The 16,959-nt window shown below is 59.0% G+C and carries 11 protein-coding genes and 1 pseudogene; 7 read left to right on the forward strand and 5 right to left on the reverse strand.

Annotated elements, in window-relative coordinates:
• Positions 1-953: 953 nt before the first annotated feature.
• Together pimD and pimC are read right to left on the reverse strand one after the other, a co-directional pair.
• Complete coding sequence (pimD, locus tag CVM73_RS36640) at positions 954-2,096, reverse strand: pimeloyl-CoA dehydrogenase small subunit (protein ID WP_100236604.1); 1,143 nt, start codon at positions 2,094-2,096, stop codon at positions 954-956.
• 49 nt (positions 2,097-2,145) lie between these two features.
• A pseudogene (pimC, locus tag CVM73_RS36645) lies at positions 2,146-3,339 on the reverse strand (pimeloyl-CoA dehydrogenase large subunit).
• A 1,688-nt stretch (positions 3,340-5,027) separates the two neighbouring features.
• Between pimC and CVM73_RS36655 the strand changes: the two are divergent.
• From CVM73_RS36655 to CVM73_RS36665, 3 genes are all read left to right on the forward strand, one after another.
• The gene (locus CVM73_RS36655) at positions 5,028-6,677 is read left to right on the forward strand and encodes an acetolactate synthase large subunit (protein WP_100236617.1); all 1,650 of its coding nucleotides are present in this window, start codon (positions 5,028-5,030) and stop codon (positions 6,675-6,677) included.
• Between the two features lie 229 nt (positions 6,678-6,906).
• Complete coding sequence (locus CVM73_RS36660; protein ID WP_100236606.1) at positions 6,907-8,082, forward strand: iron-containing alcohol dehydrogenase; 1,176 nt, start codon at positions 6,907-6,909, stop codon at positions 8,080-8,082.
• 942 nt (positions 8,083-9,024) lie between these two features.
• The gene (locus tag CVM73_RS36665) at positions 9,025-9,657 is read left to right on the forward strand and encodes a cupin domain-containing protein (protein WP_100236607.1); all 633 of its coding nucleotides are present in this window, start codon (positions 9,025-9,027) and stop codon (positions 9,655-9,657) included.
• Positions 9,658-10,459: 802 nt separating this feature from the next.
• Here the strand turns inward: CVM73_RS36665 and CVM73_RS36675 are convergent.
• Positions 10,460-11,452, reverse strand: a complete 993-nt coding sequence (locus tag CVM73_RS36675; protein WP_100236609.1) for a helix-turn-helix domain-containing protein — start codon at positions 11,450-11,452, stop codon at positions 10,460-10,462.
• A gap of 240 nt (positions 11,453-11,692) precedes the next feature.
• Positions 11,693-12,640 carry an HpcH/HpaI aldolase/citrate lyase family protein gene (locus tag CVM73_RS36680; RefSeq protein WP_100236610.1) on the reverse strand — a complete coding sequence of 316 codons (948 nt, stop codon included), beginning with the start codon at positions 12,638-12,640 and terminating at the stop codon, positions 11,693-11,695.
• A 1,323-nt stretch (positions 12,641-13,963) separates the two neighbouring features.
• Here CVM73_RS36680 and CVM73_RS41360 point away from each other — a divergent pair.
• From CVM73_RS41360 to CVM73_RS39505, 4 genes are all read left to right on the forward strand, one after another.
• A complete protein-coding gene (locus CVM73_RS41360) occupies positions 13,964-14,104 on the forward strand; it encodes a site-specific integrase (RefSeq protein ID WP_245452537.1) in 141 nt (46 codons plus the stop codon).
• Positions 14,105-14,394: 290 nt separating this feature from the next.
• Positions 14,395-14,658 carry a hypothetical protein gene (locus tag CVM73_RS41365; protein WP_245452535.1) on the forward strand — a complete coding sequence of 88 codons (264 nt, stop codon included), beginning with the start codon at positions 14,395-14,397 and terminating at the stop codon, positions 14,656-14,658.
• A 146-nt stretch (positions 14,659-14,804) separates the two neighbouring features.
• Positions 14,805-15,284 (forward strand): tyrosine-type recombinase/integrase, encoded by a 480-nt coding sequence (locus CVM73_RS41880; protein WP_430641330.1) that lies wholly within the window; start codon positions 14,805-14,807, stop codon positions 15,282-15,284.
• Positions 15,226-15,429: a site-specific integrase gene (locus CVM73_RS39505; RefSeq protein WP_146006720.1), complete on the forward strand. Its 204-nt coding sequence runs from the start codon at positions 15,226-15,228 to the stop codon at positions 15,427-15,429. The genes CVM73_RS41880 and CVM73_RS39505 overlap by 59 nt, the downstream gene beginning before the upstream one ends.
• 448 nt (positions 15,430-15,877) lie before the next feature.
• Here the strand turns inward: CVM73_RS39505 and CVM73_RS36710 are convergent, their stop codons facing one another.
• Positions 15,878-16,459 (reverse strand): PPC domain-containing DNA-binding protein, encoded by a 582-nt coding sequence (locus CVM73_RS36710; protein ID WP_100236612.1) that lies wholly within the window; start codon positions 16,457-16,459, stop codon positions 15,878-15,880.
• Between the last annotated feature and the right edge of the window lie 500 nt (positions 16,460-16,959).

The following is a 16,959-nucleotide window of genomic DNA, read 5'->3' on the forward strand; positions in this document are numbered from 1 at the left end:
GCACTTCCTGAACGCCATCATGTGGCGCTCCCGCATAGAGACGACCGCGGAAAGAACCATGAACCCGGCAGTGGATCATTTTTGTCGATCGGGGTTGACAGCGTGCCCGCGATTAAAGAACGGACGACTACAGATCGACGCCTACCGAGCGATGTCTTTAACATCCCATATGTCACAATGAAGACTCAGGCCTGCTCGCCAGCAGCTGGAAGCGTAACATGAGAAGCGCCGCATAGAGTGCCGCCCCGATTGATATTCCAATCCAAACACCAATAGCGCCACTGCAAGCAGGTGACTGAGGGAAAAGCCGAGCAGGGAGTATGCGATCCCGGAAACGAGCGGCACTCGTGTGTCCTTCAGTCCGCGCAAGCTGCCCGATGAAATTGTGTACACTGTAGCAGACACAACTGCGCTTGCCCCGACCAAAATCAGCTGCGCAGCGAGTCCAATCGTCGCGTCGAGATCGTCGACCGGATTGCTCAGAGAGAACTCGGCGATTTCAAAACGCGCGGTAATCACGCAGCGTCCCTCACGGCAACTGGAAGACAACAACTTGCGTAGCCGCTCCCATTAAAAGCGCCATCACCCCTTTGTGCTCGGTGGCTTGATCAACCGCGATGCTTTGGGACCGACGTCCAACAGGTGTTCATCTGGACTTCTTGACCGCGCCACGTCGTCATGAACAATCTCTGCAGCCACAAAAGGGACCGCGCATACCGGAGACGATCGCGGTGGACAGCGCTACCGCCGCGCTTCCTCCACCCTACAAGTCCCAACCACGATCCGATCAAGCAGCCTTCGCCAAGGTCAAAGCAACTTTGCGAAAAAAAGCGCTTGGCCAGAGCCACATCGTAGAATTCCCCAACAGACCCTCCCCATCCCGCCAAAGCTCTTGCTGAGGCGGAATAAATCCGCGCATGATGCTCGTTGCCTGCCTGTTGCCTCGGCACAAATCAGACCAGCGCGCCGCTGTCACTGACTCGGCGGAGGTGGTAATTGGTATCGCCAAAGGTGTGCTCGATCATGGTTAGTCTCTTAAAATAGTGCCCGATCCTAGCTTCCATTGTCATACCGATGCCGCCATGCAGCTGGATCGATTGCTGGCCGAGGAATTTACCGCTTCTTCCGATCTGCGCTTTAGCCGCTGCAATCGATCTCGCCCGTTCGGCGGGATCATCGAAATTGGTGGCCATGGTGGCGAACATTGACATTGACCGCGCTTGTTCAAGCGCGACGAACATGTCGGCGGCGCGGTGCTGCAGGCTCTGGAAAGATCCGATTGTCACCCCGAACTGCTTGCGAGTTTTGAGATATTCGACCGTAGTTTTGAGAGATTCGTCCATAACACCGACTGCTTCCGCGCAGAGCGCGGCGCGGGCCTCATCCACTACGCGTTCGATCAGCGGTAGGCCATTATCGAAATCGCCGATCGACGCCTCCGCGCCCACCTCAACACCGGTTAGCACAATGTCAGCAGCATGCAGACCATCCTGGGTTGGATAGCTCTTCTTGGAGATACCCTTGGCGATGGCAGGCACAAGAAAGACCCCGATACCGCTCCTGTCGCGTTGCGCGCCATGTGTGCGCGCCGTGACGATCAGCGTGTCGGCGTTCTCCCCGTTCGAGATAATGAACTTCTCGCCCTCGATGATCCATCCATCGGCCTTCTTCTTCGCAGAGGTGGTGACGTCGTTCAGATTGTAACGCGAGTGCTTCTCAAGCTGGGCGAACGCAAGGGTTTTGCTGCCGTCGACAATCGAGGGAATATGGGCAGTCTTCTGTTCGGCTGAACCAGCATGACGCAGGAAGCCCCCCCCTATTACAACTGTCGGTAGATATGGCTCGACCACCAGCGCGCGTCCCAGAGCCTCCATCACAATCAGCGTCTCAACCGCACCAGCACCGAAGCCGCCGTCTGCTTCACGAAATGGCAGACCGAGCAGACCCTGCTCAGCAAGGCGGCCCCAGATCGCTCGACTCCAGCCGCCCTTCTCTTTCATGTAGTTGTGTCGCTGCTCAAAACTATAGGTATCGCCCAACAGACGATCGACACTTTCCTTCAGGATCCGCTGCTCATCGGACAAATCAAACTCCATCTTACGTTCCCTCTGACGACAACTCTGGGCTCGACGGTTTCAACTTGTCTCACTCGCGCGAAGGGCTACAGCCCCAGCACCACATTGCTAATGAGTTGCGCTGAATCTCGTTCGATCAGCCATAAGTTGATACTTCCGGTTATTGAAATAGCTCGGCGCGACTCTGTGCGGTCCCATCAGTCGCTTCATTTGAAGAAAGTGAATTGGCCATCAAACGGCGCGGCAAAAGGTCCGATCAACTCCATCAGGAGCTCGGTGGTTGCCTGCTGGATCTCAAAGCCTTTGATCTTCAGCACGGAAGACGCCGGATTGGGCTTACCATCGCCGTGCTTGCCCTCATCCGCGACGACGCGCAACTCCGTAAGCTCGAGCGCCTTTAGCTCGATCTCACAAGCGGCGAGCTTCTGGCTGAAGGCGGGATCCTTGAGCAGAGGCCGGCCGCAGGATTTGAATTTCGTGGTAACTTCCCTGATTCGGCGGATCCGCTCCTTGGAGACACCCACTCGCGCAATGCCGGTGCGCTCGTTGCCAAGCAGGAACTTCGCGTAGTCCCACCCTTTGTTCTCTTCCCCGACGAGATTTTGGACGGGCACCTCCACGTCGTCGAAGAACACCTCGTTTACCTTATAGCCGCCGTCGATGATCTGGATCGGACGCACCGGGACCCCTTTGGTCTTCATATCGCCCAGTATGAAGGAGATTCCGGTCTGCTTCCTGGCAATCAGATCAGTGCGGCAAAAGCAGAAAATCATGTCGGCATATTGGGCAAGCGTTTTCCATGTTTTCTGGCCATTTACAATGTACTTGTCACCTTTGCGCTCGGCTCTCATCTTCATCGAAGCGAGATCCGAACCGGAGTCAGGCTCTGAAAAGCCTTGGCACCACCAGTCGTCAACATTGGCGATGCGCGGCAGATAGTACTTCTTCTGCGCGTCCTCGCCGAAGGTGTAGATGACAGGTCCAACCATGGAGACGCCGAAGGCGAGCGGAGCCGGGACCGGATACATGTGAAGTTCCTCCTTGAAGATGTAGTGCTGCACCGCGGTCCAGCCGGTGCCTCCATACTCTTCCAGTGGCTGACCCCAGCCTTTCTTGGGAAGAGTGCGCCACCAAGCGATCATCTCATCCTTTGACAGGGTCCAGCCCTATCAGCTTGCGCCGCATCTCCGACGGCACGTTATCGCGCAGGAACTGCCCCACCTGTTCGCCAATGCCTGTCTTCGACCGTAAATGCGAGATCCATCGGACCACCAGTGAGGGAATTCAGCAGAGAACTATCCGGATCGTCATTCTGAGACGTACGCGGAATCGGGCCGAAGAGGCCTCCTTGTGGGCGCCAATTCGAGGGATCACCAACGAGCCAAATAAAGTGACACCGCAGCAAAAGATACGCTTGATTGTCCGACGTCTTTCCGCTGCGACCGAAACATCGAGACTACCTACGAACCCTGCGAAATTATCCGGTTTTTTTTGACTGTGGTACGTCCAATGTGTTCTGTCAGGGCTGGATCGTTCCAAGCTTTCTCAGCAAGGCATGTTGGTCTCCGTCAATTGATTGTAAGCAATCTCCTGTGCGCATGCGCGCTCGCTCCCTCTTAGAAGGCGAGCATTGCTCTCCAACCTCTTCACCGCCCTTGCCCTCTGGATAGCAACGGCCGTGCCAAGACGCTCAAGCCGGTTGAGCTTTCCGATTCGTCTTGAAGAGAGCTTCCTCGCAAACGGAACTGTGTTTGAACCCGACACCCATTGTACCGTTGTTACAAACCAGCCAAGTCAGTCGAGGAACTGCCGGGCCTATTGCGGTCGCCCGGGCCGCTAGTAGCAACAATTCTGTCCAGTCCGATGGACCGAAGCAGTTTAAGATCTTGCATTAGAGCAGGGTTGTCGACATCACCCACGCGACCAGATCGCCGCGTTGAGGGGATTCTGATGGATCTCATACGCGGCACCGGGATGAAGCACGCACCTGATTTTGCCGGCGAGAACATGTGCCGGCATCTGAGCGGAACGTCGCCAAGCTGCCTCTGCAAGGTGGCGCCGTCTTCGCGTGAGGTATTCTGATTCCCGATGTGCCGCGCGGCCGGTACAGTGATGGTCAATTAGAAACCGTCCACGCGCCGCGCCACGGCAACGACCGGCAGCTGCCCTGCCTGCTTCGGGGCATTCGGGGCCGGCAGGCCGAGGTTTCGCCAGGGGCTCGGCATCGAGCTGCAAAGCTGCAGAGAGGCCCGGAAAGAGACTCGATCGAGCAGAATCTTCAGCTGAGCATAAGTCAGACCATACCACAGCAGCAGCCTCTCAATGAGCATGGCTAGCCGTCGTAAGGAGATCGCCCGGCTCACCAGAGTGCAAGGGGTCCCACCAGTTTCAACCGCACTCGATTGAGCAGCCGGCAATCCGCTGCCGCCGCTCGCTTCGTCCAAACCCGTTCGGAAAGCGCCTACACCAAACCCCGCCTACTGCATGGATTGATCCCGTGTCCACCGTCCTAAACGAATCGCGGCCAACCCAAGCGTCTTGTTCGCAGCGGTCTTGCGAGAGAGATATCGGCGAGATAGGCCCAGTCTCGAACTGCTTTCCGATCGCATCGAAGCCTCCGACGCAAACGCGTTCCCATCGTTACGTCAGAGCATACTAGACCGGGTTTCCCGAAGCGGACGAAAAGCGGTTGGCCCGTCACGCCGCGGCAACTGGTTCACGACGTGCGCAAAATAATTCGGTAACGTGCGTCGTTGCGCTTGATAACGGCATCTACAAGATCGGGTGGGCGCGCAACTACTGCACTCATGTTACGAATTCGCTGCTGCTATCTGCCGGATAGATGTTGAGGCATGTCAACAAGCTGCAACCACGCTCGGGCTGAGTGCGCGATGAATCAGATGCTGCAGATGGAAGTACATTAGCTGAGGAATTCGGGCAGGAAGGTGCATGATGGTGAAGGGCTCGGACGTACTTGTCGAAGCGCTGTCGCATGAGGGTGTCGATCGCGTCTTTGGGGTGCCCGGCGAAGGGGGGCTCGATGTGCTGGAATCGCTTCGAAGTTCCAAGATCGAATGGGTGCTGACGCGCCATGAGCAGGCCGCTGCGTTCATGGCGGCGACGTACGGGCGATTCACCGGTCGTCCGGGCGTGTGCATTGCAGCTTGCGGTCCTGGCGCGCTTAATCTGTCGACCGGGGCCGCCTATGCTCATCTCGGCGCAATGCCGATGGTCATGATTACCGGACAGAAGGCGATCATGAGCAATCGAGAGGGGCTTTTTCAGCTTGTCGATGTGATCGCGTCGATGAAACCACTTACGAAGCTATCGCGACAGATCGTAAGCTCGGCGAGTATTCCTACACTGGTCCGCGATGCGTTTCGCATCGCGATGGAGGAACGGCCGGGCCCGGTGCACCTGGAGTTGCCTGAGGACGTCGCTGCGGACGAAATCAGACCGGTGCCGATGGTGCCAATTCATCCGATCGAAATCCCAATTGCGCACCGCGCGGCACTCGACCGGGCAGCCAAAATCATTCTGGGCTCTAAACGGCCGCTTATCATGCTGGGAGCGGCGGCGAGCCGGCCGCGGGCGACCTTGGGAATTGCGTGTTTCGTGCAACGTACCGGAATTCCGTTTTTCACGACGCAGATGGGAAAGGGCTCGGTACCCGGCGGGATAACTCTGTACATGGGGACCACTGCTCTCTCTGAGGGGGACTGTGTTCATGAGGCGATCAATCAGGCGGATCTTATCGTCGCGATCGGACATGATACCATAGAGAAGCCACCGTTCATCATGGGGCCGAAGGGCCCCCACGTGATCCACGTCAGCTATACACCAGCGACAGTGGAGCAGGTCTATTTCCCGCATGCGGAGGTCGTCGGCGACGTGGGCCCCAGTCTCGAACTGCTTGCTGACCGTCTCGAAGGGAAGCTCCCGAACGCAAAGGCGCTGCTGTCGCTACGTCAGCGCATTCTTAATCGGGTTGCTGACCAGGCGACGGAAAGCCGTTGGCCTGTCACGCCGCAGCGGCTGGTTCACGACGTGCGCAAGGTGATTCCGGAGAACGGCATCGTTGCGCTTGACAATGGCATGTACAAGATCTGGTGGGCGCGCAACTACTCTACCCATGTTACGAATACGCTGCTGCTCGACAATGCGCTCGCCACAATGGGGGCTGGGCTGCCGTCAGCAATGATGGCCGCGTTGCTTTTTCCAGATCGCCGCGTGATGGCGGTCTGCGGTGACGGCGGCTTCATGATGAACAGCCAGGAGGTAGAAACCGCTGTGCGGCTCAAACTTAACTTGGTGGTGCTGATCCTTAATGACGGGGCCTACGGCATGATCCGCTGGAAGCAGGCCGTCCGCAACCTCTCCGATTTCGGTCTTACGTTCGGAAATCCGAATTTCGTCCGCTACGCGGAATCATTTGGCGCGAGGGGAACACGGGTAAAGTCTGTCGAGGCACTGGTCCCGACCTTGGAGGCTGCTTTCGTGGAAGGTGGTGTCCACTTAGTCGACGTGCCGATCGACTATTCCGAGAACACCCGTCTCCTGCAGGGGTTGTGCGACCGCCAGCGGGTGGTCGACTTGGTGTAGGGCGCCTCGAATGCTGCAGCTTATCGAGGCGTTCGATCGAACGCCGCTCCGGTGCCGATCGACCATTCTGCTGCGATGCAAGCAAAGCCGCAGAACCTGGCTATGGCATGGGCAAAGTTCTGTACGTGGTGCGCGACATCACCAAAGAAGAGGTAGTGCTGATGCATTGCGGTGATGCCGGCGTGCGTCTGTTCGCATTGTAGCGAGATACATAGACGAGGAGTGAAGGATGGTCGGAAGTTTTACCTTTCAAACGCCGTCCAATATTCTGTTCCAACCGGGAGCGTCCCGCAACGTAGGAGAGCTCATCGCTCGCTATGGCGCTCGCCGTGTCATGTTGGTGACCGGTAAGATCGTGAGGTCGGCTGGGTTAACAGCAGGCGCGGAAGCATCACTTGCATCAGCCGGTATTGGCATCAGCATCTTTGAGGATGTCGTCGTCGATTCTCCCTCCCACGTCGTCGAAGCCGCTGTTGCCGCCTGTCGAGCCGACAAGATCGAGCTTGTGCTATCGATCGGTGGCGGGAGCGTCCTTGACACGGCCAAGCTTGTGGCCTACTTAGCGAAGACTCCCGATCGTCTCGACGACATTTATGGTGTTGGTCTCGCGAAGGGACAACGCTTGCCGCTATTGTTAGCGCCAACAACAGCGGGCACCGGTTCGGAAGTAACACCGATCGCGATAGTCACGACACCCACTACGCAAAAGAAAGGTGTCGTTTCCTCGGTACTCATCCCAGACTGGGCTATACTGGATGCCGAGCTGACGCTCAGCCTGCCAGCATTGGTTACAGCAGCGACTGGTATCGACGCCATGGTACATGCGATCGAAGCCTACACCAGCAAGCACAAGAAGAACCCTATATCGGATCAGTTTGCACGTCAGGCGCTTAGCCTACTCTCGGCCAATGTACGTCGGGTGTGCGAGAACGGACACGATATCGAAGCGCGCTCGCAGATGCTGCTAGGATCGATGCTCGCTGGCATGGCTTTTGCTAACGCGCCTGTGGCAGCCGTCCACGCGTTAGCATATCCGATCGGCGCGAATTTCCACGTGCCTCACGGATTGTCGAATGCCTTGGTCCTAACGCAAGTACTTCGCTTCAACCTGCCCGCGGCCGAACGCCTCTATGCTGAACTAGCGCCTATCGTTGATTTCCATGCTGTCAACCGCTCGGTCGCGCAGCGAGCTCGGCTATTTGTCGATGCGATGTCCGCTATCTGCCGTGACTGTAAGGTTCCGCTGTCGTTGGCCGACGTCGGGATCGGCCCTCAAGATCTGAACAAGCTTTCCGAGGATGCGATGACGCAGACGCGACTGCTGGTTAATAATCCCCGCGAGGTCCGTTTCGAAGATGCTCGCGCGATCTACACAGAAGCTTTCGGAAGCCCGGCGGCCCACTGATGCGCGGCATGCTATTCGGCCTACCAATATTGCGGGGATTCGCGCCCAAATTGCTTGCTGTAGATTGGAGCTTTGCGCTGCCAGCCTGATACGGCCCGAACAATTCATCAAGACGATCAAGGAGTCACCCACGACGTGAAGGTGTCGCGGAGCAGTACGAATGGTGCAGCCGCGGCCAAAGCTGGGGCTTTGGGCGTGGGAGCTTGACGGATAGTTGGCGGCCAACGCGAGTAAATCGGTTCGTGAACCGCTGACGTATCCGGTCGAAGAGCTGCGCGACCACGACTAATGACCGCGGTTACGATGCCGTGCGGCGTTACGCCAGGCGGTCTTGCCGAGCATGCCGAGGTGAGACGACCTACGATCCCTGGCATTATGTGCCGCTGCTCGCTCAAGCCCGGCGGCTTGCGCAAATGGCGCTCCTTTCGAGGATGCTGGGCTGGCCGCCGGCCCGGTTCGAGCGGATCCGGCGCAGGCCAGCCCGCCGGCCAACATCATGACGCCCGTCGCATTGACGCTTCGCCATGCGTCAGTCGCAGACGGTTCCCGCTACGGCAATTTCCCGAGGGCCATCTGGTGGGCCGAACTCAAACTTCAACCTTGTGGGCGGCCTCAAGGTTTATGGCATGAAGGCTGCCCAAGCACGAGATCATGGCGACTGTCCTCAAATGCCAGCAACCATAGCGCATCGTCAGCTGCGCAGCGCTCCAACTCGAGAAGGTGCAAACCTGGTACCGTCACGACGATACGCGGCGTACCACTTTCCTACCAAATGTCTGGACGCGGCTGACCTCGAGAGGCTTGTCGATGGGTTCGGAACTTTCGAGTCGAATTCATTGGAGTTCATCGCGACTACGTCAATCGGCATGGCTAGAATGCGCGACGTTTCCACTCTGATTGAAGCCGGACCGCCGTGGCTGAGACGATGCATGGGAGAGCGACATGGATGGTCGCGGCGATACGAACGGCACCAAGGACGCTCCGGCGATGGAGACCGACGATGCGGTCGACCAGCGCCTCGGCGAGACCGTGCGGCTGCTGCGCCGGCGCGCTGGGCTCTCGATCCGGGACGTCGCCAACAAGACCGGCCTCTCCAACGGCATGATCAGCCAGCTCGAACGCGCGCGCGCCATGCCATCGATCCGCACCCTGCGCCTGCTCAGCATCGCGCTCGACGTGCCGATCTCCTACTTTTTCGAGACCAGCGATCCCGGCGACGTGCAGCGCTACATCGTGCGCAAGAACGCGAGGCGCCTGCTGCGCCTCACCGCCAGCGGCGTTGTCAAGGAAGCCCTCACCCCGGACGGCAAGAGCCAGCTCGAGCTCTACGAGCTCACGCTCAATCCCGGGGCATCCTCAGGCACCGACTTCCTCCAGCACACCGGCGAGAAGGCCGGCTACATCCTGTCGGGCAGCCTGCGGCTGTGGCTGGACAACCAGGCCCATCTGCTCGAGGCGGGCGACAGTTTCCGCTTTCCGAGCATCGTGCCGCACATGTTCGACAACCCGACCCAGCAGGTGGCGCGCGCAATCTGGGTGACGACGCTGCTTCAGACCGATCCGCCGGCAGGTTGAATCGCCCGGGACTCGCTTCCGCGGGCGGCAGTGGTGAAATTGACCCTCGACGGAGACGCAGGGAGCTCATAGCTCACACGTTGCCGGTCAGGGCATAGGAGGCGAAAGGGCCGTAGCGGTCACGACGGCCTGCGCGGTCATCGCGAGTGTTAGAAGCGCCCTGAGTTTCGTGGTCTCACATCAAAGACGCCAGCCGCTGACCGCCCCGGCTACGGGGACCGGCATCATGTGAACACTCGGTTCGGCACGGCCCAGCTCGTCCCTACGCGCGAGCGCCGCGGTTACAGTGGTGAGGTATTCTCGATAATAATCCCGATGCACTCGTTGACAGACCTCGATCTCCGCGATGCGAGGGATGACGGAGCGAAGTGGAGGACTTTCTGCGGACTACACTGAACGCAACTGCCCGTGCTCGGGCAGGAGCATCGCCCAACGAGCCACCATCTTGATCGATGAAGAACGAGATTGTCTCCGACAGAAGCCGTTGTAGTCATCGGCGGTGATGAGCTGGGCACGCTTTTGCGCAGTTCGGAGCTCGGCCGCGCAGATGATGAATTTCCGCACAAGCGAGGGCTGGTTTATTTGCATGTAACGGCACCAGAGCTTTAGTTCAAGAAGGTGAAATGACAATCGACATTTGGCTTGTGCGCAGTTCACCCTCTTAAGGCCTGAGGCGAGACAGTCGCCATTCCAAAAGTGGGCCGTCTCGAACGAAAGTAGCTGAGCTTCTCCTTGAGCTTGACGAACCTCCTGCCCTTGCCATCGGAATCACTAGGTCAGCGTTTTCTTGATTCAGTTCATATCAGGCGGCCTCGGCGAGTTTGTAGGACCAGGTGTGGATGACCGGACGGCGATTGACGTCGTCGATACCGGCCGCGCTCCTTGAGATCATGATTTGACGCCCCCCGGATGTGGCGAGGACTGAACGGGCGAGCTTGGAGAAGAATCCCTCGATGAGATCGAGCAACGACCGTGCTTGGGGGTGAAGGTGAGCTCGAAGCGCCCTCTTGGCCGGGTAGCGAGCCAGGCCTCTGGTTTCTCTCGATATGCCCGCGCGAATGGTTGTCAGGATCAATTTGATCGCAGTGTTAGGCGGATAGGCGGCATCGATAAGCCTGAGGAGTTCAATGAACTCTCGACTGCGGTGACGGTCTTTGACGTCGTGGACCTTACCCGTGAGCAGATCGATCCCAGCCAACCGGCTGAGCGTGCAATGGCGTGTGTATTTACGGGTCGCGCGCAAAGGTGGCGTGGACACCAGGCTCGGGCGGCAAATCCCGCCGAGACGATCGCCACCGGCTTTCCCCGCCTTTCTCCCTTGGCAGATCTTCAGGACTTGGACTTCATGATAGACGCACAGGACCTCCGCCATCTTTTGTTCGAACTCGGCGTCGCTGTTTTCAAGATAGTAACGCACCTGTGCGGCCTCATTTCCTCCCGGTCGAGACTCTTGCACAGCGTTCCCTGGACCAAACTGGCCAAACACGCATGCCTTGCGGCTGGCCCGTGTTCGCGCGCATGGCGCGCCCAAGAGCCGCGTCGTCCACAACTCATGTGGATAGCCGTGGGCCTTGGCCTTGTCGCACGCCAGCGACAGCAACCAGGCTTTGGTTTCAGGCGTGATGGTTGGTTCCTTGCCCGGGCGCGGGCGACCGTCGAGGACCGCCAGCGGGCCATCGGCCAGCGCGCCCTCGACACAGCGCTGCACCGTCTGATGATGGACCCCAAGTTTCTGGCCCATCGCGTAGAACGAAGGATTCTCCCGATACGCCAGCGGCATCTGCGCCCGCAACACCCGGTCGCCAGTTTGTTTCGTCTACCGCCAAAGTGTCGTCAAGGCCGCAATCTCTTCATCGCTCATGGCCAATGCGACCGCTCGCCGCCATCCTGCCATCAGACAGCTCCTCGTTTCGCCGACCGCAAACGAGGAATCCGCCAACAACCCGTCCGTTGCACCAAGTCAGCCTGCTCCAGGAATGCAGGTTTCATGGAATCGATCGTCTAGTTAAACCCGGGCAGCCATCGCCAGGCCTTCTCAAAGCGGTGGCAGCTCGACTTTTGGTACGTTGCCAACATCAATTCCGACTGTCTGAGCCTTCTTAAGAACGTCCATGGCAGTCCGAACAAGCGCATAGTCCAGCATCGTTGACTTGTACCGAACCGCGCCCTCCCCACGGGCAGTGGCCTCCGCCACGGCAGACACGATGTCACGCGCATCATTGATCTCATCCTGCGATGGCGAGTAGATCTCATTGATGATAGGGATATGGCTAGGGTGGATCGCCGACCCAAACGACGCGCCCATACGTTTCGATCTCTCGCCGATTCGCCGCACGAATTCGAGGTCGTCCAATCTCGCCGTCATAGCGCCTTCAACGTGCATAATCCCGGCAGCGCGAGCCTGCAGCACGGAATACGCTCCAAAGCAAATCCCCTCGTCGGTCAAGTCATTGAGCTGCAGGCCGAGGGAGCGAGCCCCATCTCCGCCTGGCGTTGGGCCACCAGCAGCGCCTGTCCGCTTGATCCTCTGAGAGGCCATGCAGATATCGTAGAGCCTGTACATTGCCATTGCGGTTTCCGCGTGCGCACAAATCTCGATTCGGCCGACCGGCAGCCCCCGCGACCTCTCCAATTCACCAAGCACAAGGTCTAGAGCGGCAATATCTTCTGGATCTTCAGTCTTAGCCAGCGCCACCCCGTCGAGGCCATCGATTACAACCGCGTTAAGGTCGTCTAGCACACAGCCTGTTCGCCACGTGTTGAGTCTCACGAAGCGCCCGAAGGGACCGGTGGACAGCTCCTTAATCGCTGCCGCAACCGCGTTGCGAGCTCCAGCTTTCTGAGTAACCTCGACCGAGTCTTCGAGATCGAACATCAGAGCATCCGCTCCATATTTGGGCGCCTTCAACATCCAGTCGAGTTTGTGTCCAGGGATGTAGAGCATAGAGCGATACCAGCGAGCTTCTCGAAATGTCTGGGGCATAATTTCTTCCTCGTTCGGAGTTCACACTTCCAACGCCGCATTAAGCTTAGTGCCTCTTTGCTGGCTCGGGTCGACCGTTGTGGCTTAGCTGCTGTTTACATATCTGGATTGCCGGCACACCTACCTTTCCTTGTGGGCTGACATCGCTCGATCAAGGTCGGCAGAAGCAGCTAGCATAAGCTTACGGAAGCCGCTGCGCGATCCATGCGGGTCACTTGCAACCAACCAGGAGGTCGCAATTGGCATGGCGCCAGCGGCGTGGCGCTTTGCTGACGGGACTATCAGTCGGATACGTACTCCCGGTGCTGGATTCCTACTCCGAGCCGCTGCACACCGAGGCAGCAGGTCTAGGCAGAAAGGCTGCTCGCCTCCGTTGGAGCGAGGCGCGTTCCCGTCACTGACGGCAGCGTACAACCAGGCAGGAACTGTGGAAGACGCCTATGCCGTTTTTGGCGTTGTTCGCGCGCTTCGCGGATGTCCAGCCTGTTGAGCGCGATCGGATAGATAGCATGCCAAGTGGTTTGCGTGATGCGAGCTCCAAACAACCTGCCTACCTGCTGTTGGCCAATGGGTCCTTACGGATTGTTTCGCATCATTGCTTGATCGACCGCTTCCATCTGCTACTGCAGCTTGCGGGTCGGCCGGCCAGCCAGCGCGAGTGATGACCGCGACCGCGCGTGGCCTGCTGGATCACGGCCGTGGTTCCGATCACCAGAGGCCATCGCAGGACGTCGTCACCCGCCCGGGTGATCTTGCCGAGCGATGTCCGCCAAAACACGACTGGATCTTGCGAGCTGATCGTAAAAGGCCGTGCTCAGGCCACGGCTTTGAAGGCTTGAGCTCGGTAGGCCCAAGGCAGTAGCGCGCGCCCGTTGGCGGATTGCGTTCCATCGATGCGCCGATGGAAGCTCGCAACCGTGCCGATCTATCTGCCTGCCGCTCAGGTGCGGAAGGCTCCCGACGGTTGAGACCGAGAGACGGCGATGGGACGGCGCGACTACCCCATTCTGTTGTTGCTGGCCAAGCTCGGCCTGCGGGCCGCCGAGGTCGCGACGCTCACCCGATGATATCGACTGGCGCGCCAGCGAGATGCTCGTTCGCGCCAAGGGCCCACAACGTGCACGGATGCCGTACCGCCAGACCTTGGCGCGGCCATCGTTACATATCTACGCAATGGTTGTCCAAAGCCGTCATGCCGACAGTTGTTCGTCCGCACACAAGCGCCACACATCGGCTTTGCTTCCGGATGTGCGATCACCATGATCGGCAAGGCCGCTTTCGGTCGGCGTTGGAATCGAAGGTTGCGCACACCGCGGCGCCCACATCTTCCGAAACACTCTCGCTACAGAGCTTCGCCGATCTGGCGCGACCTTGTCGGAGATCGGACAGTTGCTGCGGCACGAGAACCACGACACCATCCGGATTTACGCGCGAAGGTCGGCATCGATAGGCTGCGAACATTGAGCCTGCCCTGGCCGGGAGGCGTGCAATGACTAATCTGCGCTCCGCGCTCGATAAGTACCTGAGCATGCGCGAGAGACTCGGATACAAGCACGAGCACTAGACCTGTCGGCTCGCCGACTTCGACGTCTTCATGGAGAAGCGCAAAGCCAGGATCATCACGACGAAGCTGGCAATGGAATGGGCAACGCTGCCGCGCGATCGTCATGCATCCTAGGAGCTGAGATTGAGCGACGTGCGCGGGTTCGCGCGCCATGTCGCCAACTTCGATCCGAGAGCGGAGGTGCCACCTGATGCTGCCGCGATGGAAGCGCGCCAAGCCCTATGTCTACAGCGACGTGGAGATCGATGCGTCGCCGACTGCAGCCCTGGCTCTGCCGCCAGGGGACGGGCTGCGCCGACGGGCCTACATCATGCGCCAGCGCAATGTTAGCGCCAACACGATCGCCTCCTACAGGGATACGTTCCGGCTGCTGGGTGTTCGCACGGGTGCGGCTGCGGAAGTCCCCATCGGCTTTGACGCTGACCTGCTGGATCATCGGCGCGTTCCTCACTGATATCCAGATAAAGCGCGGAGCCAGCGCGAAGACGCGTAACCTGCGTCTAACACTTCTTCAGGTTTGTATCCTTCCAGGAGCCGGCACGCAGTGCGCTGGTCCAGCGCGTGCTCGCCATACCGAGCAAGCGTCATGACAAGCGACAGGTGCACTTCCTGGCGCGTCCCGAGATCGAGGCGATTCTCGCCCCGCCCGATCGAGCGACGTGGCTTGGCCGCCGCGATTACACCTTGCTGCTGGTCGCGGCCCAGACGGGCTTACGCCTCTCAGAGCTGACTGGCCTTGACCGGGATGCCGTCCACCTCGGGTCTGGCGCACACGTACGATGCGTCGGTAACGGGCGAAAGGAGCGGATCACTCCGCTGACCACACTCGCTCGGGGTGCGCGCCAGGCATCGCTCAAGGAGCCGGTACGCAAAGGAGCAACGCGTTGTTCCCGAACGTGCAAGGGGGCCGGCTCAGTGCCGATAGCGTCCGCTCTCTGCTGGAGAAGCATGTTCGTGTCGCTCACAAGGATGCCCGTCTTTGAAGGCCAGAGCATGTCGCCGCACGTGCTGAGGCACAGCGATGGAACTGCTGCATGCCGGCGTCGACTGCTCCGTGATAGCGCTGTGGCTCGGTTATGAATCGGTCGAGACGACGCAGACGTACCCTCTCACCCACCTCACCCTCAAGGAAGCTGCCCTGGCGAAGCTCAAGCCGTACGAGCACGGCAAGCAAACCCGCTTCCAGCCGAACGACCGCCTACTCGCCTTCCTCGAGGCGCTCTGAACGACCGGACTATGCCGAACGGGATGGGGCTGCCCTGCACGCGATCGACGGTGCAAGCGTGACGACGGCGTGCCATACCGGACCCGTTCGGCCTAATTCGGAGTGCGACATAACGCAGAGCTTTTTTGCGCAGCGGCGCGGCCACGATAGAGCGGTTGCGTGCAAACTTTTGATCCGCGCCGTTGGGCTAAAAACGTGTTGGACTAAACCGCAGGGCACGGCAGCGCCACAGCTATGGGGATTGCAACATGCTGAGGAGTTGCGACTAGGCTAGCTCAAATCCTGAGCCACTGACCGGCGGCGCGTCCTCGTGTGGGCCGAAGACGTACTGGTCAGACGGACCAGATTAGCGCAACGCCGGTGGGCTATAATGGGGGTTACGCCGTAAGCTCCTCTGCGCGGGCTCGGCAGGAACCTACGCCGTTTTTGCAGCCTTCTCAGGATTTCCCTATGCCGGGACTAGCTCGTGATAGTAGCCGGTCTTGTCCCAGGTCGCCCTCAGTACGACGCCCGAAACTTTTGCGATAGCGACCGTGAAGTGCTCGGGTACCTCGCCCCGTCTGGTGATCGGATCCACTTCTTTTGGTATGCCGTGAAGAAGTGAGCCCTCCATGAGATGCCCGCAGACCGTCTGCGAGGCACTCGACACTGTAATGTGGACGTGACAGTAAGGGGCTTCGTGTCCTGCGAACCCTCCGAAGCCGAAGCCTGTGACGCCGGGAGGGGCCACCACCGACGGAGGCGTCACGGATTTGTCGGGGGCCCAACCCATCCCGATGATTCCGTGCGCGCTAACTTCTAGCGGCCCCGGAATGTTAACGACGTCGATTCCAGCTCCTCCGTGGTCTTGGTGGGGAAACCGCTGCACAATGACGTTGTGCATCGAGCCGGTCGCGTCCAGAAGAATCCCTGTCTTGACATCGTGTTTCTTGCAGATCTCCCAAAGGGCTCGAAGAAGATCGTCACCTGGCTCAAGCCGAGCGTAGATAATTTCCTCGAATTTTCCGCTGCACGTTTGCCTATCTTTCATGCCGTGCTCCGAAATGATTCACGCGTTAACTCCTCAAGCCCAGACGTTTGATAGCCGCCGAGTGTGCAAGAGTGCGGGATCTTTAGGCGAATTTCAGCAACGTGGCACCTTGTCACGACGCAATTCTTCGCCTGAACTCGAAATAATAATGCTTTTTGCAATCAAGTGTCACCTCTGTAAGGTAGTAGCTTACGTAGCTCGTTCGCTCGATCTGTTTGCTCCTGGACCAACTGAGCTACGTACGTCGCGACAAGGCCGACACGCGGATTCTTTTCGAACTCAGCGCTACTGGCGTAAGTGCCCCGCGATCACGGCAGACAGCCCGTTTTCGCAGTGAGCGAGGTGACTTCATGATGCTTCGTTCTTCGAACGTGGTGCGTCGTACCCGGTTGCGAAGCTGCGAAAGCACAAGGGTGCTCCCCTGGAGCAAGTTTCCAGCATCCCTTTGTTGGCAGCCTCCCGGCTCATGCCGCATATGCACGATTTCTGGGCCAAGCATG

This window comes from Bradyrhizobium forestalis, assembly GCF_002795245.1.
Lineage (GTDB): Bacteria > Pseudomonadota > Alphaproteobacteria > Rhizobiales > Xanthobacteraceae > Bradyrhizobium > Bradyrhizobium forestalis.